General features: G+C 70.6%; 23 protein-coding genes. 19 read left to right on the plus strand and 4 right to left on the minus strand.

Translation table 11 applies throughout. The features are described 5' to 3' along the window. Positions 1-12: 12 nt before the first annotated feature. The 4 genes from HC031_RS00420 to HC031_RS00435 all read left to right on the plus strand — a co-directional run bounded on the left by HC031_RS00420 (position 13) and on the right by HC031_RS00435 (position 4,960). Positions 13-1,092: an amidohydrolase family protein gene (locus HC031_RS00420; protein ID WP_167923097.1), complete on the plus strand. Its 1,080-nt coding sequence runs from the start codon at positions 13-15 to the stop codon at positions 1,090-1,092. 86 nt (positions 1,093-1,178) lie between these two features. After that, positions 1,179-2,591, plus strand: coding sequence for a proline--tRNA ligase (gene proS / locus HC031_RS00425; protein WP_167923098.1), 1,413 nt, complete (start codon positions 1,179-1,181; stop codon positions 2,589-2,591). Continuing rightward, on the plus strand, positions 2,591-3,271 hold the full coding sequence (locus tag HC031_RS00430; protein WP_167923099.1) for a ribonuclease FAU-1 family protein: 681 nt from the start codon (positions 2,591-2,593) through the stop codon (positions 3,269-3,271). The genes proS and HC031_RS00430 overlap by 1 nt, the downstream gene beginning before the upstream one ends. A gap of 72 nt (positions 3,272-3,343) precedes the next feature. Next, positions 3,344-4,960: an alpha/beta fold hydrolase gene (locus HC031_RS00435; RefSeq protein WP_167923100.1), complete on the plus strand. Its 1,617-nt coding sequence runs from the start codon at positions 3,344-3,346 to the stop codon at positions 4,958-4,960. A gap of 26 nt (positions 4,961-4,986) precedes the next feature. On the opposite strand, the gene HC031_RS00440 is transcribed toward HC031_RS00435, so the two are convergent. Next, positions 4,987-5,934 carry a GlxA family transcriptional regulator gene (locus tag HC031_RS00440; protein WP_167923101.1) on the minus strand — a complete coding sequence of 316 codons (948 nt, stop codon included), beginning with the start codon at positions 5,932-5,934 and terminating at the stop codon, positions 4,987-4,989. A 96-nt stretch (positions 5,935-6,030) separates the two neighbouring features. Here HC031_RS00440 and HC031_RS00445 point away from each other — a divergent pair, with 96 nt between their 5' ends. The 12 genes from HC031_RS00445 (at position 6,031) to HC031_RS00500 (ending at position 13,473) form a co-directional block, all read left to right on the plus strand. Continuing rightward, positions 6,031-6,600 carry a cysteine hydrolase family protein gene (locus tag HC031_RS00445; protein WP_167923102.1) on the plus strand — a complete coding sequence of 190 codons (570 nt, stop codon included), beginning with the start codon at positions 6,031-6,033 and terminating at the stop codon, positions 6,598-6,600. 187 nt (positions 6,601-6,787) lie between these two features. Continuing rightward, positions 6,788-7,291 (plus strand): 30S ribosomal protein S16, encoded by a 504-nt coding sequence (gene rpsP, locus HC031_RS00450; protein WP_167923509.1) that lies wholly within the window; start codon positions 6,788-6,790, stop codon positions 7,289-7,291. Further along, positions 7,266-7,523 carry an RNA-binding protein gene (locus tag HC031_RS00455; protein WP_167923103.1) on the plus strand — a complete coding sequence of 86 codons (258 nt, stop codon included), beginning with the start codon at positions 7,266-7,268 and terminating at the stop codon, positions 7,521-7,523. Before rpsP ends, HC031_RS00455 begins: the two co-directional genes overlap by 26 nt. Positions 7,524-7,532: 9 nt before the next feature. Continuing rightward, on the plus strand, positions 7,533-8,057 hold the full coding sequence (rimM, locus tag HC031_RS00460) for a ribosome maturation factor RimM (RefSeq protein WP_205862131.1): 525 nt from the start codon (positions 7,533-7,535) through the stop codon (positions 8,055-8,057). Positions 8,058-8,126: 69 nt separating this feature from the next. Next, positions 8,127-8,891, plus strand: coding sequence for a tRNA (guanosine(37)-N1)-methyltransferase TrmD (gene trmD, locus HC031_RS00465; protein ID WP_167923105.1), 765 nt, complete (start codon positions 8,127-8,129; stop codon positions 8,889-8,891). 96 nt (positions 8,892-8,987) lie between these two features. Beyond that, positions 8,988-9,344 carry a 50S ribosomal protein L19 gene (gene rplS, locus HC031_RS00470; protein ID WP_167923106.1) on the plus strand — a complete coding sequence of 119 codons (357 nt, stop codon included), beginning with the start codon at positions 8,988-8,990 and terminating at the stop codon, positions 9,342-9,344. Positions 9,345-9,635: 291 nt separating this feature from the next. Continuing rightward, complete coding sequence (lepB, locus tag HC031_RS00475; RefSeq protein WP_167923510.1) at positions 9,636-10,457, plus strand: signal peptidase I; 822 nt, start codon at positions 9,636-9,638, stop codon at positions 10,455-10,457. Next, positions 10,454-11,098, plus strand: coding sequence for a signal peptidase I (lepB, locus tag HC031_RS00480; RefSeq protein WP_167923107.1), 645 nt, complete (start codon positions 10,454-10,456; stop codon positions 11,096-11,098). The genes lepB (HC031_RS00475) and lepB (HC031_RS00480) overlap by 4 nt, the downstream gene beginning before the upstream one ends. Positions 11,099-11,159: 61 nt before the next feature. Beyond that, entirely contained in the window at positions 11,160-11,633 is a 474-nt protein-coding gene (locus tag HC031_RS00485; protein ID WP_167923108.1) for an NUDIX hydrolase, read from the plus strand. Then, the gene (locus HC031_RS00490) at positions 11,627-12,373 is read left to right on the plus strand and encodes a ribonuclease HII (RefSeq protein WP_167923109.1); all 747 of its coding nucleotides are present in this window, start codon (positions 11,627-11,629) and stop codon (positions 12,371-12,373) included. Before HC031_RS00485 ends, HC031_RS00490 begins: the two co-directional genes overlap by 7 nt. After that, positions 12,370-12,690: a DUF2469 domain-containing protein gene (locus HC031_RS00495; RefSeq protein WP_167923110.1), complete on the plus strand. Its 321-nt coding sequence runs from the start codon at positions 12,370-12,372 to the stop codon at positions 12,688-12,690. The genes HC031_RS00490 and HC031_RS00495 overlap by 4 nt, the downstream gene beginning before the upstream one ends. Before the next feature lie 117 nt (positions 12,691-12,807). Further along, on the plus strand, positions 12,808-13,473 hold the full coding sequence (locus HC031_RS00500; protein ID WP_240941969.1) for a murein hydrolase activator EnvC family protein: 666 nt from the start codon (positions 12,808-12,810) through the stop codon (positions 13,471-13,473). Positions 13,474-13,517: 44 nt separating this feature from the next. On the opposite strand, the gene HC031_RS00505 is transcribed toward HC031_RS00500, so the two are convergent. Together HC031_RS00505 and HC031_RS00510 are read right to left on the minus strand one after the other, a co-directional pair. After that, a complete protein-coding gene (locus HC031_RS00505) occupies positions 13,518-14,684 on the minus strand; it encodes an aminotransferase class V-fold PLP-dependent enzyme (protein WP_167923511.1) in 1,167 nt (388 codons plus the stop codon). A 115-nt stretch (positions 14,685-14,799) separates the two neighbouring features. Beyond that, entirely contained in the window at positions 14,800-15,693 is an 894-nt protein-coding gene (locus tag HC031_RS00510; RefSeq protein ID WP_167923513.1) for a tyrosine recombinase XerC, read from the minus strand. A 348-nt stretch (positions 15,694-16,041) separates the two neighbouring features. Here HC031_RS00510 and HC031_RS00515 point away from each other — a divergent pair, with 348 nt between their 5' ends. The 3 genes from HC031_RS00515 (at position 16,042) to HC031_RS00525 (ending at position 19,712) form a co-directional block, all read left to right on the plus strand. Next, complete coding sequence (locus HC031_RS00515) at positions 16,042-17,325, plus strand: ABC transporter substrate-binding protein (protein ID WP_167923111.1); 1,284 nt, start codon at positions 16,042-16,044, stop codon at positions 17,323-17,325. Between the two features lie 71 nt (positions 17,326-17,396). Then, complete coding sequence (locus HC031_RS00520) at positions 17,397-19,271, plus strand: ABC transporter permease subunit (RefSeq protein WP_205862081.1); 1,875 nt, start codon at positions 17,397-17,399, stop codon at positions 19,269-19,271. A 132-nt stretch (positions 19,272-19,403) separates the two neighbouring features. Beyond that, a complete protein-coding gene (locus HC031_RS00525; RefSeq protein ID WP_167923112.1) occupies positions 19,404-19,712 on the plus strand; it encodes a protease inhibitor I42 family protein in 309 nt (102 codons plus the stop codon). A gap of 75 nt (positions 19,713-19,787) precedes the next feature. On the opposite strand, the gene HC031_RS00530 is transcribed toward HC031_RS00525, so the two are convergent. Continuing rightward, a complete protein-coding gene (locus HC031_RS00530) occupies positions 19,788-20,108 on the minus strand; it encodes an STAS domain-containing protein (protein WP_167923113.1) in 321 nt (106 codons plus the stop codon). Between the last annotated feature and the right edge of the window lie 99 nt (positions 20,109-20,207).

Genomic DNA, 20,207 nt, shown 5'->3' on the forward strand with positions numbered 1-20,207 from the left:
AGGTTGAGGCGCATGACGCTGCATGTACGGGGCGTGGTGCTGCCCGACGACGAGGTCCGCGATCTGTACCTGGTCGGGGACCGGGTGACGCTGCGCCCGGTGGCGGGTGCCGAGACCGTCGCCGACGGCGGGTACGTGCTGCCGGGCCTGGTCGACGCGCACTGCCACATCGGGATCGCGCGCGGTGGCACCCCGATCAGCGGGCTGGACGAGGCCCGGGCACTCGCCACGATCGACCGGGACGCCGGGGTGCTCGCGATCCGCGACGCCGGCTCCCCGTACCCGTACCCGCAGCTCGACGACGACCCGGACATGCCGCGACTGCGCCGGGCCGGCCGGCACGTCGCGCCACCGCGCCGCTACCTGCGCGACATCGGGGTGGAGGTGGCCGCCGAGGACCTGCCCGGGGAGGCGGCGCGGCAGGCGGCGGCCGGCAACGGCTGGGTCAAGCTCGTCGGGGACTGGATCGACCGGGGCACCGGTGACCTGGCGCCCGCCTGGGACCCGGCGGACATGGCGGCGGCGGTCAAGGCCGCCCACGAGGCGGGCGCCCGGGTCGCCGTGCACACGTTCGCCGAGGAGTCGGTGGCGGCGCTGGTGCGCGCCGGGGTCGACTCCGTCGAGCACGGCACCGGGCTGTCCGACGACGACATCGCCGAGATGGCGCGCCGCGGCACGGCCCTCGTCCCGACAATGATCAACATCGCGACGTTCGGCGACATCGCGGCGCGGGCGGACGGGAAGTTCCCGACGTACGCGACGCACATGCGGGCGCTGGGCGACCGGTTCCCGTCCGTGGTCGCGGCGGCGTACGAGGCGGGAGTGCCGATCTACGTCGGCACCGACGCCGGCGGCGGGATCAACCACGGGTTGGCGGCCGAGGAGATGCTGCGGCTGCACGCGGTCGCCGGCATGCCCGCGCTGGACGTGCTGCGCGCCGGGTCGTGGGGCGCCCGTGAGTGGCTGGGCTTCCCCGGGCTGGTCGAGGGCGGCCTCGCCGACCTGGTGGTCTACGACTCCGACCCTCGGCGGGACCTGCGGGTGCTGGCCGCGCCACGGCGGATCATCCTGCGCGGGCGGGTCGTTGCATAGGACTTCGCCCTCCATTACGGAAGAACCGGGCGGGGTACGGCGGTCGGCCGGCGGGCGGGTACGCGCAGCGCCTAGGATGACCGGTCATGGCGCGTGTGCTCACACCCAGGTCCGAGGACTTCCCCCGCTGGTATCAGGACGTGATCGCCAAGGCGGAGCTGGCCGACAACGGCCCGGTCCGCGGCACCATGGTGATCCGGCCGGCCGGGTATGCGATCTGGGAGCGGATGCAGTCCGACATGGACAACCGGATCAAGGCGGCCGGCGCGCAGAACGCGTACTTCCCGCTGTTCATCCCGGAGAACTACCTGCGCCGCGAGGCCGAGCACGTCGAGGGCTTCTCCCCGGAGCTGGCGGTGGTCACCCACGGCGGCGGCAAGCAGCTCGCCGAGCCGATCGTGGTCCGGCCGACGTCGGAGACCGTGATCGGCGAGTTCATGGCCAAGTGGATCAGCTCCTACCGCGACCTGCCGCTGCTGCTCAACCAGTGGGCCAACGTCGTGCGCTGGGAGCTGCGCCCCCGGCTCTTCCTGCGCACCAGCGAGTTCCTGTGGCAGGAGGGGCACACCGCGCACGCCAGCGAGGCCGACGCGCACGCCTACGCGCGGGGCATCCTGCACGACGTGTACGAGGACTTCATGCGCCAGATGCTGGCGATACCGGTCGTGGTGGGGCGCAAGACGGTCCGGGAGCGCTTCGCGGGCGCGACCAGCACGTACACCCTCGAAGGCATGATGGGTGACGCCAAGGCGCTGCAGATGGGCACCAGCCACGAGCTGGGGCAGAACTTCGCCAAGGCGTTCGACATCGTGTACTCGTCGGCCGAGGGGCGCCAGGAGCACGCCTGGACGACGTCATGGGGCACCTCGACCCGGATGCTCGGCGGTCTGATCATGTGCCACGGCGACGACAACGGCCTTCGGGTGCCGCCACGGATCGCGCCGATCCAGGCGCACGTGATGATCGTCAAGGCCGACCCGGCCGGCGACGTCGTCAGTGCCGCCGCGAAGCTGCGCGACGCGCTGCGCGACGCCGGCATCCGGGTGGGCTTCGACGACCGCGTGGACACCCCGTTCGGGCGCCGCGCGGTCGACGCCGAGCTCAAGGGCTACCCGGTGCGCATCGAGGTGGGGCCGCGCGATCTCGCGGAGGGCAACGTCGTCGTCGTCCGGCGCATCCCGGGGACGAAGACGCCCACGCCGGTCGCCGACGCGGTCTCGGCGGTCACCGCGGCCCTCGAAGCCGACCAGCAGGCGCTGTACGACGAGGCGCTGGCCCGCCGGCAGTCGCTCACCGCGGACGTGTCGAGCGTGGACGAGGCGATCGAGGCGGCGGCCACCGGCTGGGCCCGGGTTCCGTGGGCGGCCGTCGGCACCGAGGGCGAGGCCAAGGCCAACGCCGAAGGCGTCACCGTGCGCTGCCTGACCCGCGCGGATGGCTCGGTGCCCCGGTCCGAGGACGAACCCGACCTCGTCGCCTACCTGGCCCGCGCGTACTGATGCGCTTCACGCCCGGCCGGGTGGTGGTGCATCGCCACTTCCAGCGGGACCGGCTGGCCTGGGTCCGCGTCATGCGCGTGGTGAGCGACGACGACCGCGGCCTGCTGCTGTGGATCGCGCCCGGCAGCCCGACGCGGAGCCTGCGCGCCGACGACGGCCGCACGCTGCGGTCCATGCCGTTCGCGGAGTGGATCACGCGCCGGCCCGTGCTCGCGGCCGGCAACTGGGAGGGGCCCGGCATCCTCAAGTTGATCCGCCCGGGCGCGGCGCACTCGGTGTGGTGGTTCTGGGACGACGCGGGCGCGTTCGCCGGCTGGTACGTCAACCTCGAGGAGCCGGCCGTGCGCTGGGACGACGGTGACCTCGCCGGCCTCGACATCGTCGATCAGGACCTCGACATCTGCGTCGAGCCGAACCGGTCGTGGCTGTGGAAGGACGAGCACGAGCTGACCGAGCGGCTGCGCTTCCCGGACCACTACTGGGTACGCGACGCCGACGCGGTGTGGGCGGAGGGCCGACGCGTCATACCCGACATCGAGGCGGGCCTGTTCCCGTTCGACGGTACGTGGTGCGACTTCGAGCCCCAGCCGGCCTGGCTCACGCCACCCGCGCTGCCGGCGGGCTGGGACCGGGCCCGTGCATACCCGGATGTCCGTATACCCGGCATGTCGGAGAACTGATCGCGAGTGGTCACAGGGGTTGCTCCATCCGCCTAGGGTGCCGTGAGGTACCGGACGGATGGAGGTACATCGATGCGATGGCGGGTCCTCGCGTTGGTGGCGGTCACCGCGCTGACGGCGGTGCTCACGCCGGCGAGGTCGGGGTACGCGGCAGCCGGCGCGCCGGCACCGACCTGGGGAGCCTGCCCGGCCGCGCCGCCCGGGATCCAGCGTGACCCTCGGCAGGAGTGCGCCACGCTGCGGGTACCGCTGGACTACCGGCAGCCGGGCGGCCGGCAGATCGACATCGCGGTGTCCCGGATCACGACCGCCAAGCCCGGGCTGCGGCGCGGGATCCTGCTGTTCAATCCGGGTGGCCCGGGCGGTGCCGGGCTCGACTTCCCCGGTCAGCTCCTGCCGGCCCTCCCCGCGGCCGTCAGCGACCGCTTCGACCTGATCGGCTTCGACCCCCGCGGCGTCGGCCACAGCACGCCGGTCACCTGCGGTATCCCCGCCGACACGGCCCCGGACCTGCTCCTGCCCTATCCGGCTGCCGACGGCTCGATCGACCGGAACGTCGCCTTCGCCCGCGCCACCGCCGACGGGTGCGCCCGGCACTCCGGCGCCCTGCTGCCGTACATCACCACGGCCAACACCGCCCGGGACATGGACCGGATCAGGGTCGCGCTGGGGGAGCGGAAGCTGTCGTACTTCGGGCTCTCCTACGGTTCGTACCTGGGCGCGGTGTACGCCGCGCTGTTCCCGCAGCGCGGGGATCGGATCCTCCTGGACAGCGCCGTCGACCCGAAGCTCGTGTGGTACGACCAGTGGCGGGCCTGGGGGCCGGGGATCGCGCTGCGGCTGCCGGACTTCACGGCGTGGGCCGCCGCGCGGGACGCCTCCTATCACCTCGGCGCCACGCCGGAGGCCGTCGAGAAGACCTACTACGACCTCGCCGCGCGGCTCGACCGCGACCCGCTGCCGGCGGACGGGTACCCGTTCACCGGCAACGTCCTGCGCCTGGTCACCTTCGACCGCCTCTACTTCGACTTCCGGTTCCCGGAGCTGGCTGGGATCTGGCAGCAGGTCGCGTCGGCCACCGGCGCGGGAGCGCCGCCCGCCGCGGCCGCGCCGCCCGCCGCGGCCGCACCGCCTGTTACGGCCGCGCGGCCCGCCACGGCCGCGCTCAGGACGCTCGCGGACGAGGCTGCTGTCCCGGCGGACAACCTGCGGTCGGCTCAGTACGCGGTCCTCTGCGACGACGTGGCGTGGCCGCGCGACCTCGCCACCTACGCGGCGAACGTGGCGGTCGACCGCCGCCTGTACCCGGCCGCCGCCGGCATGCCGTCCAACGCCTGGCCGTGCGCGTTCTGGAAGTACCGGCCGGCACAGCCGCCGGTCGCCGTGACGGACAACGGTCCACGCAACGTCCTGATCCTGCAGAACCTGCGCGACCCCGCGACGCCCTGGTTCAGCGGGTACGGCCTGCGCCAGGCGTTCGGCCGGCGCGCCGGCTTCGTCAGCGTCGACCAGGGCGGGCACGGGGTGTACCTGTTCACCCGGTCGACCTGCGCGAACGACCTGGCCACGGCGTTCCTGGCGCGCGGCGAGCTGCCGGAACGCGACACGCTGTGCCCGGGCCAGTCGCCGGGCGACGTGACCGGACCGGGGCTCGCACCACGGGTGACGTTGCCGGGCCCGCTGGGGTAGCGCGGTGTCCCGCCTCGTCGTGTGCGTTACGCGGCGGCGAAGCGGGTCCGGTAGGCCGTCGGGGTCGTGCCCAGGTCACGCCCGAAGTGCCGGCGCAGCACCGCCGTGGTGCCGAACCCGGCCCGCCGGGCCACCTCCTCCACGGTCAGGTCGCTGCTCTCCAGCAGCTCCTGGGCGAGTTGTACGCGCTGGTGGTGCAGCCACCGCAGCGGCGTGGTGCCGGTGGTCTCCACGAACCGCCGGGCGAACGTGCGCGGTGACTGGTGGGCCCGGCGGGCCAGTTCGGTGACGGTGAGCGGGCGGTCGAGGTGCTCACGTGCCCAGCTCAACACGGCGGCGAGCTCGTCGGGCAGCGGCTCGACGACCACGCGGGGCAGGTACTGCGCCTGGTCGCCGTCGCGGTGCGGGGGAGTGACCATCCGCCGGGCGATGGCGGCCGCCACGGTGGCGCCGTGGGCCTCCCGTACGAGGTGCAGGCACAGGTCGATGCCGGCCGCGGTGCCCGCGGAGGTCCACAGCGGCCCGTCGTGGACCCAGAGGGGGCCGTTCGCGACCGCCACCGACGGGTGCCGGTCGGCGAGGTCGTCGACGAGCCGCCAGTGGGTGGTCGCCCGGCGCCCGTCGAGCAGTCCGGCGTCGGCGAGGAGGAACGCGCCGCTGCACAGGGCCGCGATCGGCACGCCGGCATCGTGCGCGGCCCGCAGCGCCCGCCGCTCCGATTCGGTCGCGGCGGGGGGCGCCGGCTCGGCGCCGGGCACGAGGACGAGGTCGGCCTCGGTGAGCGCGGACAGGCCGTGATCGGCCGACAGGGTCACCCCGCCGGCCAGGGTTACCGGACGGCGGCCGGGTGAGCAGCGGCGCAGGTCGAACCGCGGCACCCCGTCGTCGCTGCGGTCGACCCCGAAGACCTCGTGGATGACGCCGTAGTCGAACAGTCGGACCGCGTGATGGAGGAGGACTGCCACGGTGCGCATCCCGCCATCATGCCACAACGATCATGACAGTAATCAGCGTATGGACGTCATTCCTGCCACTGTCGAATCGGGCTTCGCGCCCCGATGATTAACGGCATGACCAGCCACATCGAGCCCGACGCGGCTCTCATCGTGATCGACGTACAGACCGGCTTCGACGACCCGTACTGGGGCCGCCGCTCCAACCCCGCGGCCGAGGAGAACATCGGCCGCCTGATCTCCGCGTGGACCGCGACCGGCCGGCCGATCGTGCGGGTCCGCCACGCGTCGACGAATCCCCGGTCACCGCTGGCGGCGTCGGCGCCCGGGCACGCCTTCAAGTCGGTCGTCGCGGACCTCGAGCCGGCGCTGGAGATCGTCAAGAGCGTGCACTCGTCCTTTTACGGCACCCCGGACCTGCACGCCTGGCTGACCGCGGCCGGCATCCACCAGGTGGTGATCTGCGGCATACAGACCAACCGCTGCTGCGAGACCACCGCCCGGATGGCCGGCGATCTCGGGTACGACGTGCTGTACGCCCTCGACGCCACGTTCACCTTCGACGAGGACGGCATCCCGGCCGAGCAGCTCATGGCCGCGACCGCGGTGAACCTGGACGGCCACTTCGGCCGGGTGCTCGACACCGGCGAACTGCTCGCGCTGATGGGAGCCGTCGCGGCCGGCTGAACCCGGACGGTACGGGGTGTGTCGGCGAACCGCCGATGGATCTGGCACAATGGTCGACTGGTACCCGGTGCGTGTCCGGCGCCCTCTAACCCGGGCACGTCACCAGTCCACCGAGCTGCCGTTCGCGCGATCCCCACCGCGTGTGGTCGGCGAGGATCTCAATCACGAATCCAGGAGCGAGCAGACAGTGGCCGTACGTATCCGGCTTCTGCGGATGGGCAAGATCCGCAACCCGCAATACCGCATCGTCGTCGCCGACTCGCGCACCAAGCGCGACGGTCGGGCGATCGAATTCCTAGGGATCTACCACCCGAAGGAGGAGCCCTCGCGGATCGAGGTCAACTCCGAGCGTGTCCAGCACTGGCTGAGCGTCGGCGCCCAGCCGAGCGAGGCCGTGCAGGCGATCCTGTCCAAGACCGGTGACTGGCAGAAGTTCAAGGGTCTGCCGGCACCCGAGCCGCTGAAGGTCGCTCCCGCGCGGGCCGACCGGCGCGCGCTGTACGAGGCCGAGGCCCAGGCGGCGGCCGGTGTGGCCGCTGCTGAGCCCAAGCCGGCGAAGAAGACCGCGGCCAAGAAGGCCGAGGCGCCCGCGGCTGAGAAGGCCGAGGCGCCCGCGGCTGAGAAGGCCGAGGCGCCCGCGGCCGAGCAGGCGGAGGAGCAGGCTGGTGCCGGCGCCGGCGAAACGGCCTGACGCCTTGCGCCCGGCGCTCGAGCACCTGGTCAAGGGCATCGTCGACCACCCGGACGACGTGCGCGTCCGGATGGTCGACTCCCGGCGTGGTCAGCGCCTAGAGGTGCGTGTCCACCCCGAGGACCTGGGAACGGTCATCGGGCGGGGTGGGCGCACCGCGAAGGCGCTGCGACAGGTGATCACGTCGATCGGCGGGCGCGGCGTCCGCGTCGAGATCGTCGATTCGTACTAGTCGCAGATGCTGCTCGTCGTCGGACAGATCGTGCGCCCGCACGGCATCCTCGGTGAGGTCGTCGTCAACGTGCGCACCGACGATCCCGCCGAACGCTTCGCACCCGGGTCGGTGCTGGTCACCGACCCGGGTAAGCGGGTCGCACCTCAGGTTCCCCCGACCCTCACGGTCGAGACCGTCCGGCCGCACCAGGGCCGGCTGCTCATCGTCTTCGACAGCGTCTACGACCGGGACATCGCCGAAAACCTGCGCGGCGTGCTGTTGTGCGTCGACAGCGAGACTCTGCCGCCCAGCGAGGATCCGGACGAGTTCAGCGACTTCGAACTGGTCGGCCTGGCCGCCGTCACTCGTGAGGGTGAGCCGCTCGGCGAGGTGATCCGGGTCGACCACGCCCCCGCCTCCGACCTGCTGGTCCTGCGTCGCCCCGACGGCCGCAGCGCGCTGGTGCCGTTCGTCAAGGCGATCGTGCCCGAGGTCGACGTGGCGGGCGGTCGGGTCGTGCTGACCCCGCCTGAGGGCCTGTTCGACCTTTGACCGTTTCGCGATCTTGGACACTTGTGTCACCTATAGGTCGCGTTACTGTCCAAGATCGGGGAGAAGATTATGAAAGTCGACATCGTCACGATCTTCCCCGAGTACTTCGCGCCGCTCGACCTGTCGCTCATCGGGCGGGCCCGCACATCCGGGCTGCTCGACGTCGCCGTTCACGATCTGCGCAACTGGACGCACGATGTGCACCGTACGGTCGACGACACCCCGTACGGGGGCGGCGCCGGTATGGTCATGCGCCCGGAGCCGTGGGGCGAGGGGCTCGACGCGGTCGCCACGCCCGGTGCCCGCCTCGTCGTACCGACCCCGGCGGGGAGCCCTTTCACGCAGGCCGCCGCGCAGGAGTTGGCCGAAGCCGAGCACCTGGTGTTCGCCTGTGGCCGGTACGAGGGAATCGATCAGCGGGTGATCGACGAGGCGGCGACCCGGATGCCGGTCACCGAGGTCTCCCTCGGTGACTATGTGCTCTTCGGCGGCGAGGTGGCGGTCCTGGTCATCCTGGAGGCGGTCGTACGGCTGCTGCCGGGCGTGCTGGGCAACGCCGACTCCTTGCTGGAGGAGTCACACACGGGCGGGCTGCTGGAGGCGCCGGTCTACACCAAGCCCTCGACCTGGCGCGGGCACGAGGTGCCGGAGATCCTTCGATCGGGTGACCACGGTCGGATCGCGCGCTGGCGGCGCGATCAGGCGCTGTTGCGGACGGCGGTCCGCCGGCCGGATCTGCTGGCCGCGGTGCCGCCGGAAAAACTGGACAAACGTGACGTGGCGCTTCTGACAGAGGCCGGATTTCAGATACCGGCCTCCGATATGGCAAAGTAGTGGGGTTGCCGCGGGCCGTTGTCCGCTGGCGGATCAGGTTTATCTCAGCCGCGCACCGCGTTGCGGTGCGCCTTGAGCCATGAGGATGTAGCAGCGATGAACATGCTGGACGCTCTCGACGCCCAGTCGCAGCGGACCGACATCCCGGCCTTCCGCGCCGGTGACACGCTCAAGGTGCACGCGCGGGTGGTCGAAGGTAACCGGTCCCGTATCCAGGTCTTCCAGGGTGTCGTCATCGCCCGCCAGGGGACCGGCCTGCGGGAGACCTTCACGGTCCGTAAGGTCAGCTTCGGTGTCGGCGTCGAGCGGACCTACCCGGTCAACAGCCCGGCGCTGGACCGCATCGAGGTTCTCACCCGCGGTGACGTCCGCCGGGCGAAGCTGTACTACCTGCGCGAGCTGCGGGGCAAGGCCGCCAAGATCAAGGAAAAGCGCGAGAAGCAGGCGAGCTGACGCGAGCCCGCGGGATCCCCAAAGTGGCGTCGGCCATCTAGGCTTGCGGCAGTGATGTACCGGGAGCCCCTCGACGACGACTCGCCCTATCAACGGGATCCGCGCGACCGCGTCGACCCCAGCACCGGATACGGGCGCTCCTCCCGCGTCTACGGCGCGGACCGTGGCTATGGCTCAGGCCGTGGCTACGGTACGGAGCGCGGCCGGCCGGGTGGGTCTCGACGCGAGTTCGACGCCGACCCGGGTGACGGGGCGACGTGGGGTGACCGCGTGCGCCGGCGACGCAAGGAGATGCCGCTCTGGCAGGAGCTGCCGCTGCTGCTGATCGTCGCCTTCTGCCTCGCCGTGCTGGTACGCACGTTTTTGGTGCAGGCATTCTTCATCCCATCCGGCTCGATGGAGCCACGGCTCCTCGTCGGCGACCGGGTGCTCGTCAATAAGGTCGTCTACGACGTACGTCAGCCGAACCATGGTGAGATCGTCGTGTTCCGGGGCACCGACAACTGGGCTCCGGAAAACCAGGTCGACACCAACGGCGGCTTCTTCGCCAAGCTCGGCCGCACGATCGGCGACCTGGTCGGCGTGAGCCAGCCGGGGGAGAAGGACTTCATCAAGCGCGTCATCGGCCTGCCCGGTGACACGGTGGCGTGCTGCGACGCCAACGGGCGCGTCACGGTCAACGGCTTCCCGCTCGACGAGCCGTACGTCACCGACAACTCGCCGCTGGACGCCCCGCCGAACGCCAAGGTCTGCCAGTCCAGACGGTTCGGGCCGATCAAGGTCGAGCAGGGCCAGATGTTCGTCATGGGTGACCACAGGTTGGTGTCCCAGGACTCGCGCTGCCAGGGCGCGGTGCCGATCGCAAACGCGATCGGACGGGCGTTCGTGATCGTGTGGCCGGGCAGCCACTGGTCCGGGCTCGGGGTGCCGCCCACATTCGACAAGGTGCCCAGGCCGGTCGCCGCCGCGGCGCCCGGACACGTTCCGGTCGCACCAGCGCCCGCGAACGGTGTGCCGGAACTGGTGGTAACCGCGCCAATCCTCGCGTCTTCCGCCTTTACGGCGCGTTCCCGACGCACCGGGCGCGGGCGAGGACGTAGGCTCCTCGCGTGATTGACGAGCAGACCAACAAGCGATCGAATTCGTTCTGGCGCGAGCTACCGGTTCTCGTCGTCGTGGCGTTCGTCGTCGCACTCCTGGTACGCGTGTTCGTACTGCAGACCTTCTTCATCCCGTCGGAGTCGATGGAGCACACGCTCAACATCAACGACCGGGTGCTGGTCAACAAAGTCATCTACGACCTGCGCTCGCCGCACCGCGGCGAGATCGTGGTCTTCAAGTCGCCCGCCTCGTGGCGCAGTGACCCGACCGAGGTCGACTTCATCAAGCGCGTCATCGCCGTCGGCGGCGACCACGTGGTCTGCTGCGACGCCAAGCACCGGCTGACGGTCAACGGTCAGGCCCTCGACGAGCCGTACCTGTACCACGACTCCGACGGTACGGCCGACCTGCCCAGCGACGAGCCGTTCGACGTGGTCGTGCCCAAGGGCCGCCTGTGGGTGATGGGAGACCACCGGTCGCACTCCGGCGACTCCCGGGAGCAGTACCTGCGCACTCATGACACCAGCGCCGCCACGATCCCGTACCCGTCGGTGGTGGGGCGGGCCTTCGTGGTCTTCTGGCCGCTTCAGCGGTGGACGTGGCTGACCGTGCCGGGCACCTTCGACCGGGTACCCGACCCGCCGAAGGCGTGAGCCTCCGGTCCCGGGTGGCGGCCGCAGACGCGAGGTACGCCGGTCGTAGGCTGGGCATGCCATGACTCGACCCGACGCGACACCTCGCCGGGCGGCCCGCGTGCTGCTGGTCGACGCATCCTGGCGGGTGCTGATGCTCCGCGGCTGTGACCCGGCCCGCCCGCACCACCGGTACTGGTTCACGGTCGGTGGCGGCCTGGACTCCGGCGAGACGCCCGCGCAGGGCGCGGTCCGGGAACTGTTCGAGGAGACCGGCCTGCGAGTGGGCCCCGAGGCCCTCGGCGAGCCGGTCCACCGCGACGTCGTCGAGTTCCCCTTCGACGGCCGCTGGTACCGGCAGGAGCAGGACTACTTCGTGCTACGGGTCGACTCCTGGGAGGTCGACGTCGCCGGCTTCAACGAGATCGAGCGGGCCACCGTCGACGCGCACCGGTGGTGGACGGCCGACGAGCTGCGCGCCAGCGACGAGCCGTTCTACCCGCCGTCCCTGCCGGACCTGATCGGTGCCCTGTCAGGGGAGGAGCTACCGTGCTGACCCCGCCTCGCACCGTGGTCCACCGCGGCGCCGGCCTGTACGCGCTCGAGCGGGCGCTTCAGCGGCGCGGCTTCACGTTCGTGGCCGGCGCCGACGAGGCCGGGCGCGGCGCCTGCGCCGGGCCGCTCGTCGTGGCCGCGGTGGTCCTGCCCGCCGGCCGGCGCGGCGAGATCGACGGTCTGACCGACTCCAAGCTGCTGACCCCGGCCGCCCGCGAGCGGATCTACGAAGAGATCATGGTGCGTGCCATGGCGCACTCGGTCGTGGTAATTCCACCGGGCGAAATTGACAGCATGGGGCTGCACGTGTGCAACCTGGCGGGCATGCGGCGCGCCCTCGCACAGTTGGCGCAGCGGCCGGAGTACGTGCTCACCGACGGGTTCTCGGTCGACGGCCTGGACGTTCCGGGGCTGGCTGTGTGGAAGGGGGACCAGGTGGCGGCGTGCGTGGCGGCGGCGAGCGTCGTGGCGAAGGTCACCAGGGACAGGATCATGGTGGAGCTGGACCGCGCCTGGCCCGGGTACGGGTTCGCGGTTCACAAGGGGTATGCGACGGCCGAGCACTCTGCGGCATTGCATCGACACGGACCGTGTCGGGTGCACCGGTTCTCGTACGCCAACGTCGCGGCGGTGGCGGACCGGGGCGCGCCGCGGAGTACCGTCGGCGTGGCGTCCGGCATGGCCGCACCGGAAACGGTGGCGGTGGGCGACAATGTCTGCATGGAAGGCGGATTGCGATGAGCGCCGAAGATCTCGAAAAGTACGAGACCGAGATGGAGCTTCAGCTCTACCGGGAGTACCGCGACATCGTCCGCCAGTTCTCCTACGTGGTGGAGACGGAACGTCGCTTCTACCTCGCCAATCAGGTCGACCTGCACGTACGCAACGCCGACGGTGAGGTCTACTTCGAGGTCGAGATGCACGATGCGTGGGTCTGGGACATGTACCGTCCGGCCCGCTTCGTCAAGAACGTACGCGTGATGACCTTCAAGGACGTCAACGTGGAGGAGTTGGAGAAGCCGGACATCTCGCTGCCCGACAGCGGCTTCACCGGCTGAGCGGCCCGGTAGCAGATCCATTCGGGCTACGCAGCCCCGTCCACACCCACCCTCGCTGTCCACAGCCGCGGGCTCGGCCGTTGCGGGTACCGGCGTTGCCGGCCGACGCTACCGGGCATGCCCCTCGCTTTCCGCGTACCGGTTGCATCCCGTGTCCGGCCGATCGTGTTGACGGTCGCCCTGCTGGCGCTCATGGTCGGCGGCCCCGGCGCGCCGGGCGGAGCTCGGCCGGTGGCTGCCGCACCGGCCCGGCCCGCCGCGCCCATCTCTCCGGGCGCAGCGATGCCACCCGCCTTGCCAAGGTCGTCCGCCTCGTCAAGGTCGCCTAGCTCGCCCGGTACCCCCGGTTCCCCCGTCGGGGCGCGCTTCCGCTGGCCGCTGGACGGCCGCCCATCGGTCGTACGCCGTTTCGCGCCCCCGCCGCAGCCGTGGCTGCCCGGCCATCGAGGCGTCGACCTGTCAGCGGAGGCGGGAGCGCCGGTCTACGCGGCCGGACCCGGCGTCGTCCGGTTCGCCGGCATGCTTGCCGGGCGGGGGGTGGTGAGCGTCGACCATCCGAACGGCCTGCGCACCACGTACGAGCCGGTCACGCCCGTCGTCGTGGCGGGCCAGCAGGTGCGGGCCGGAGATGTGATCGGCAAGCTGGACGGCGACCATCCCGGCTGTCCGGCCGTCTACTGCCTGCACTGGGGCCTGCGGCTGGGCGCGACCTACCTGGACCCGCTGGCGCTCGTCGGCGTGGCGAGGGTACGCCTGCTCCCGCTGGCCACGAACACGCCATGATCGCGGATATTCGTCTGTGCCGGGACACGGATGAACATCCGCGATCAGGCGAGAGTCGCGATCAAGCCCGGCAGCCGCTGGGCCAGCCGGTCGTACTCCTCGGCGCGGTTGTAGACCTGCGCCGACAGTCGGAGCAGCCCCCGATCCCGGTACGGGTTCACGGCCACCTCCACGCCCAACTCGTCGGCGATGCGTTGGCGCAGTCGCGCCGCGCCGGCCAGATCGCCCGCCAGCCCTCCGGGCAGCGGCACGATCCGCATCGCCAGTCCCGGCGCGCCGGTCGGCGCGTCGCCCCCGAGCGCCGCTGCGACGGCCCGCTGTCCGTAGCCGGCGAGTTCCGCGTTGTGGGCCCGGACCACCTCCACGCCCAGCGTCCGAAGCGTGAACAGGGCGGTAGGCGCTGCCAGCCAGGCCGTGTAGTCGAGGGTGCCCTGCCACTCGACGTTGGCCGGGAATCCCGCCGGCTGCTCCCACGACACCACGAGCGGCCGGATCCGCTCGCGCCATTCGGGTGACACGGCGAGGAGCGCGGTACCGCGCGGAGCGAACGCCCACTTGTGCAGGTTGCCGGTCCAGAAGGCGGCGTCGAGGGCGGTGACGTCGACGGGTATCTGACCGGGCACGTGCGCCGCGTCGACCAGGACCGGCACATCCGCGGGCCGCAGCGCGGCCACGACCCGGGCGACCGGGAAGAGACGGGCGGTGGGCGAGGTGATCTGGTCGACGATCACCAGCCGGGTGCGTCCCGTCACCGCTTCGGTGATTCCGGCGACCACCTCGTCGTCGGTGGGCGCCAGTGGAAGCGGCACCGTGCGGTGCCGCGCGCCGGTACGGGCGCAGACCGCCTCGACCGCCAACCGGACCGCGCCGTACCCGTGCTCGGTCGTTACGATCTCGTCGCCTTCGCGCAGGTCGAGGGAGTTGAGCACGGTGGCGACGCCGATCGTCGTGTTGCCCACGAGGGCGCTTGCGTCCGGATCGGCGCCGAGAAAGGTGGCGAGGTGGCGGCGGGTGTGCGCGACCCGCTCGGTCAGGCCCACCGAGTAGAAGCGCACCGGGTCGGCCTCCACCTCGTCGCGCAGCCGCTGCTGGGCTCGTTGCACGCTGAGCGGCACCGCGCCGAACGCGCCGTGGTTGAGGTAGGCGACCGCCGGGTCGAGCGAGAAGCATTCCCGGACGGCTTCCCACCCGACGTACACGCCCTCGATCATCCGCCCTGGCACGACAGCAACCTTATAGAGCGGATCGGGTCGGTAGGGTGACTCGGCTCGGGCATGCTTGCGACATCGACCCGCCGGTCGGGTGCGTGAGGACAAGTCGGGCGGCTCACGCTCTCGGATGCGCCTGCCGGTACGCCGCGCGGAGCCGTTCCATGGACACGTGGGTGTAGATCTGGGTGCTCGACAGCGACGCGTGTCCGAGGATCTCCTGGACGGCGCGCAGGTCGGCCCCGCCTTCGACCAGATGCGTCGCGGCGGAGTGGCGCAGCCCGTGCGGTGAGACGTGCGGCAGCCCGGCGGCCGTCGCGGCGGCCGACACGATCCGCCGCGCCGCGGTCTCGACCAGCCGACCGCCCCGGGCGCCGAGCAGCAGGGCCGAGCCGCTGCGCGGACTGACCAGGGCCGGGCGACCCCGCCGCAGGTACGCGTCCAGCGCCTGCTCAGCCGGGGCGCCGTACGGCACGGTGCGCTCCTTGGCGCCCTTGCCGAACACGCGTACCACCCGACGACCCCGGTCGACGTCGCCCAGGTCGAGGCCGCACAGCTCGCCGACCCGGATCCCGGTGGCGTAGAGCAGTTCGAGGACGAGCCGGTCACGCAGGATGAGCGGGGTGTCGTCCGGGTCGCGGGTCTGCGTGGTCACGAGCGCCGCGGCCTGGTCGGCCCGCAGCACACCCGGCAACTCCCGGCGGGCTTTCGGGCTGGCGAGGCGCTGACCGGCGTCGGTCGGGGTGAGTTTTTCCCGAAACGCCCAGGTGCAGAAGGTACGGGCGGCGGCACCTCGTCTCGCGAGCGTCGTGCGCGCCGCGCCGGCCGTCCGCAGCCGAGCGAGCCAGCTGCGCAGAACCACGAGGTCCACATCGGCCGGAGTGCGCGCTCCCATGCGGGCGGCGTGGTCGAGTAGTGACACGACGTCGATGACGTACGCACGGACGGTGTTCGGGGAACGGTTGCGCTCACCCGCCAGGTGCCGGGCGAACGCATCGACCGCGTCCCGCATGGCTTCGGGCAGGTTGGCGTAGGTCTCCTCGGTTCCGCGCGCGCTCACGACACCGACGGTCACCGCGCGGGCACCGACTCGTCAAGTCGCCGCGCCGCCTGCGGTTACGTGGCCCGTGAAATGGCGGTCATCCATGGCATTCGAAGATCAGGAAGTGGAAAACGGCAGATGACAGTGCGATAACGGCCGTTGCACCTTTGCCGTTGAAGGGATTGGATATCGACACGATCGAGCATCCAACGCCGTGAACGGATGGGAATCAGTCAAGGTCCACCAGGCCGGGGCTGACGCCGTTGCGGCGCATTAGCTATGCGGATGGGAGCTGCAATGCGAGGACGACTTGGACTAATGGCGCCAGTCGCCGCGCTCGGCGCGCTGGCGCTTGTCGTCGGCCTTTCGGCATGTAGTAGTAGCAGTAAGACAACCACGCCACCGACCAAAGCGGGCGCGTTCGAGGGTCGGGGGCCGATTACCCTCGCGACCGGTAAGGACACGTCCGGTTACCTGCAGACTGCGCTCAACAACTGGAACTCCGCTCACCCCAACGAGAAGGCCACGCTGATCGAGCTGCCGGAGAGCGCCGACCAGCAGCGGCAGCAGATGATCCAGAATGCGCAGACGAAGTCGGACGCGTACACCATCCTCAACACGGACGTGGTGTGGACGGCGGAGTTCGCCGCGAACGGCTGGATCGAGCAGCTTCCCGAAGACCAGTTCGCGCTGGACAAGATGCTCAAGGGCGCGGTCGACACCGCGAAGTACTTCGGCAAGCTGTACGCGGCGCCCTACCTCACCGACGCCGGGCTCCTGTACTACCGCAAGGACCTGCTCGACGCCGCCGGCATCGCGTCGCCGCCCAAGACGTGGGACGAGATGAAGGCGGACTGCCAGAAGGTCGCGCCGCAGTCGGGTGGCGCGAGCTGCTTCGCCGGCCAGTTCGAAAAGTACGAGGGCCTGACCTGCAACTTCAGCGAGGCGATCGACTCCGCGGGCGGCCAGGTGATCGATGACTCCGGCAAGCCGGTGGTGGACAGCGCCCAGGCCAAGCAGGGGCTGGACTTCCTGGTCAAGAGCTTCCAGGACGGCACGATCCCGAAGGAAGCCATCACGTACAAGGAGGAGGAGGCCCGGCGGGCCTTCCAGGACGGCAAGCTGATCTTCGAGCGGCAGTGGCCGTACATGTACGCGAAGGCCAACGCCACCGACGGTTCGAGCAAGGTGGCCGGCAAGTTCGCGGTCGCGCCGATCCCCGGTCTGACCGGTCCCGGCAAGGCCACGCTCGGTGGTCACAACCTGGCGGTCAGCAAGTTCGCCAAGAACAAGGCCAGCGCGCTGGACTTCATCAAGTTCCTCACCAGCCAGGACGAGGAGAAGGCGCACCTGCTCAAGACGTCGGAGGCGCCGGTCTACGCCGCGCTGTACGACGACCCGGAGCTGGTCAAGCAGTTCCCGTACCTGCCGACGCTCAAGGAGGCCGTCAGCAACGCCGCGCCGCGGCCGAAGGCCGTCAAGTACGGCGAAGCCACCACCGCCATCCAGGACGCCGCCTACGCCGCGCTGACCGGTACGAAGTCGTCCGATCAGGCGCTCAAGGATCTGCAGTCGAAGCTGACTGAGATCACCAAAAAGTAAGTACGTGCGGTACGCCGGGCCGGGGCAGCGATGCCCCGGCCCGGCGCCCCTTCGCGGAAGGAGGTCCACCCGTGACCGCGACGACCTCGGCACCGGTGCCGACCGCGCTGCCCCGTGGGCCACGACGACGGTCGATGGGCCGCCGCGTCGGTGTCGGCAGGCTGGCCATGCTCCTGCTGTCCCCGTCGGTGCTCGTGCTGCTCCTGGTGATCGGGTACCCCATCGTGTCGGCGCTGCGGCTGTCGTTCATCAAGTCCACAGAAGGGATCGACCCGAACACGGGGCTCATCACCCGGACGTCGTCCTTCTCGCTCGACAACTACACGAACATCTTCAAGGGCGAGTCCGGTGACCTGTTCTGGAACGCGTTCTGGAACACCACGACGTTCACGGTCGTCACGGTCGCGATTGAAACGGTGGTCGGCATCTGCATGGCGCTGATCATGAACAACGCGTTCCGCGGCCGTGGTCTGGTACGGGCCAGCATCCTCGTTCCCTGGGCCATCCCGACGGCGATCTCCGGCCTGCTCTGGCGGTGGATCTTCACCGCTCAGGGCGTCGCCAACGACGTGCTCCACGCTCACGTGCTGTGGACCACGGAGGGGATCCAGTCATGGCTGGCCGTGGTCATCGCCGACACCTGGAAGACCGCGCCGTTCATCGGCCTGCTCGTGCTCGCCGGCCTGCAGATCATCCCCGCGGAGGTGTACGAAGCGGCCAAGATGGACGGCGCGACCCCGTGGGTGACGTTCTGGCGGATCACGTTGCCGCTGGTCAAGCCCGCGCTTGTGGTCGCCGTGCTGTTCCGCATGCTGGATGTGCTGCGGATGTTCGACCTGCCGTTCGTGCTGATCGGTAGGGGCAAGTCGTCGACCGACACGCTGTCGATCCTCGCCTACAACGAGATGGACAACCTGCACTTCGGCCCCGCCGCGGCGTACGCGACCGTGCTGTTCCTCTACGTCGCGATCGTCGCGTACGTCTTCGTGAGGCTTCTCGGCGCCGACATCGTCGGCCGTGGTGTAGGGGGGGAGGACCAAGTGAGCCAGACGACACCGGCCGCGGCGGTCGCGACCGCACCGGTCGCGCGCAACGCCGCCATCGGAGGTGGCCAGCGTCGACGCAGGCGAGGGGCGAGCTGGCTGTACTACGTCGGCATCGCCGCGATCGTCGTGTACTGCCTGGCGCCGTTCTACTGGATGGTCGTCTCGGCGCTGCGGCGCCCGAACGACCAGTTCTCCAACGCGCCGCTGCCGATGCCGCTGTCGCTCAAGAACCTCGAGGCGGCGTTCTCATCCACCAACGGTTTCGGCCGCGCGCTGCTCAACAGCGTCATCGTCGCCGGGGCCACCACGGTGGTCACCCTCGTCCTGGGCATTTCGGCCGCGTACGCCCTGGCGCGGTTGGACTTCCGGGGCAAGGGCTTCCTCCTGTCGGTCATCATCGCGACGTCGATGTTCCCGGGCATCGCGGTGGTCGTGCCGATCCGGCAGCTCTTCGTCAACATCAACTGGATCAACACCTACCAGGCGATGGTCCTGCCGAGCTTGAGCTTCGCCCTGCCGTTGTCGATCTGGCTGCTCACCGCGTTCTTCCGGCAGATGCCGTTCGAGCTCGAGGAGGCCGCCCAGATCGACGGCTGCACGCCGTCCCAGGCGTTCCGTCGGATCATCCTGCCGATCGCGGCCCCGGGTGTGTTCACCACCGCGATCCTGGTCTTCATCTCGGCGTGGAACGAGTTCATCATCGCGGTCAGCGTGGTCAACAAGAGCGAGTACAAGACCGCGAACGTGATCGTGTCCCAGTTCACCGGCCAGTACCAGTTCGACCAGCCCTTCGGCACGCAGATGGCCGCCGGTGTGGTGGTCACGATTCCGCTGGTCATCGCGGTGCTGCTGTTCCAGCGCAGGATCGTGGAAGGCCTGACCGCCGGTGGCGTGAAGTAGCCGGCGCCGATCGGCGAACGCCGGCGAGGTCGGTGTGATCCGGCCTCGCCGGCAAGCCGCGTGGCAGCCTCCCGACCGGCTGCCACAAGCCGGCCCCCGACCCGCCGCGGCGGGTCGGGGGATGATGGGACCGTGACGGTCCGGGTCGGTCTGGACGACGGTGGCTCAACCGTCGTCGTCTCATCTGGCGACACCCTCGAAGTCGTGCTGCCGCAGAACGCTTCCACCGGCTACCGCTGGGAGTTGGAGCTGGCAGACGGGTTGACGGTCGTGGAGGACCGTCACCTGCCGCCGTCGCCGGAGCGTCCTGGTGCGGCCGGGTGTCGGCTGTTCGTGCTGCGGGTCCACGAGCCCGGGATCCTGCGGGCGCGGCTGCGTCGTCCGTGGGAGCCGGTCGAGGCGGTGGCACAGTCGTACACGGTATGCGTGCGTACGGCGTGAGGCTGCGTACGGCGTGAGAGGCTGCGTGCGGCGTGAGCCGCGCGCCGCGCCTGACGCTCAGGCCGCGGACTCCACTCAGGCGGCGGTGGGGTAGGCCAGCATGAGTGCGCTGCGCAGTTGAGCGGCGTCGCGCACCGCCATCGCATGGCCCCCCGGCAGGCGCAGCTCCAGCCCGAAGCCGAGCTGGCCCGCGCGTACGGCCGCTGCGGCGAGCACCGCGACGCCGGAGTTGTCGATGGACGGTACTTCGACGAGGTCGACGACCACGGGCCTGGTGCCGGCGTCCAACAGTTCCTGCAGGACGCGGTACAGCTCGGGCGCGACAGTGCCGTTGAGCGTCCAGTCGGTCCAGACGAGTGCGGCACCGTCGAGGCGGACAACGACGAAGGAGTTCATTACCACCGGCCTCCTCGTGGATTGAGGTGAACGGGCTCTACCCGTGGATGTGGCCGGAAAACGTCCTAGCTCCATCGTTTGTGGTGAAACCCGCCGGCG

Origin of the sequence: Planosporangium thailandense, assembly GCF_011947195.1 — a bacterium.
GTDB classification, from domain to species: Bacteria; Actinomycetota; Actinomycetes; order Mycobacteriales; family Micromonosporaceae; genus Planosporangium; species Planosporangium thailandense.

Coding starts and splice junctions, on each gene's coding strand:
- HC031_RS00485 (WP_167923108.1), top strand. CDS start 11,160: ATGACTCGACCCGACGCGACACCTCGCCGGGCGGCCCGCGTGCTGCTG.
- rplS (WP_167923106.1), top strand. CDS start 8,988: ATGAACATGCTGGACGCTCTCGACGCCCAGTCGCAGCGGACCGACATC.
- HC031_RS00435 (WP_167923100.1), top strand. CDS start 3,344: ATGCGATGGCGGGTCCTCGCGTTGGTGGCGGTCACCGCGCTGACGGCG.
- lepB (WP_167923510.1), top strand. CDS start 9,636: ATGCCGCTCTGGCAGGAGCTGCCGCTGCTGCTGATCGTCGCCTTCTGC.
- trmD (WP_167923105.1), top strand. CDS start 8,127: ATGAAAGTCGACATCGTCACGATCTTCCCCGAGTACTTCGCGCCGCTC.
- HC031_RS00420 (WP_167923097.1), top strand. CDS start 13: ATGACGCTGCATGTACGGGGCGTGGTGCTGCCCGACGACGAGGTCCGC.
- HC031_RS00445 (WP_167923102.1), top strand. CDS start 6,031: ATGACCAGCCACATCGAGCCCGACGCGGCTCTCATCGTGATCGACGTA.
- HC031_RS00440 (WP_167923101.1), bottom strand. CDS start 5,934: ATGCGCACCGTGGCAGTCCTCCTCCATCACGCGGTCCGACTGTTCGAC.
- HC031_RS00505 (WP_167923511.1), bottom strand. CDS start 14,684: ATGATCGAGGGCGTGTACGTCGGGTGGGAAGCCGTCCGGGAATGCTTC.
- HC031_RS00530 (WP_167923113.1), bottom strand. CDS start 20,108: ATGAACTCCTTCGTCGTTGTCCGCCTCGACGGTGCCGCACTCGTCTGG.
- HC031_RS00495 (WP_167923110.1), top strand. CDS start 12,370: ATGAGCGCCGAAGATCTCGAAAAGTACGAGACCGAGATGGAGCTTCAG.
- HC031_RS00500 (WP_240941969.1), top strand. CDS start 12,808: ATGCCCCTCGCTTTCCGCGTACCGGTTGCATCCCGTGTCCGGCCGATC.
- HC031_RS00430 (WP_167923099.1), top strand. CDS start 2,591: ATGCGCTTCACGCCCGGCCGGGTGGTGGTGCATCGCCACTTCCAGCGG.
- HC031_RS00515 (WP_167923111.1), top strand. CDS start 16,042: ATGGCGCCAGTCGCCGCGCTCGGCGCGCTGGCGCTTGTCGTCGGCCTT.
- proS (WP_167923098.1), top strand. CDS start 1,179: ATGGCGCGTGTGCTCACACCCAGGTCCGAGGACTTCCCCCGCTGGTAT.
- HC031_RS00510 (WP_167923513.1), bottom strand. CDS start 15,693: ATGCGGGACGCGGTCGATGCGTTCGCCCGGCACCTGGCGGGTGAGCGC.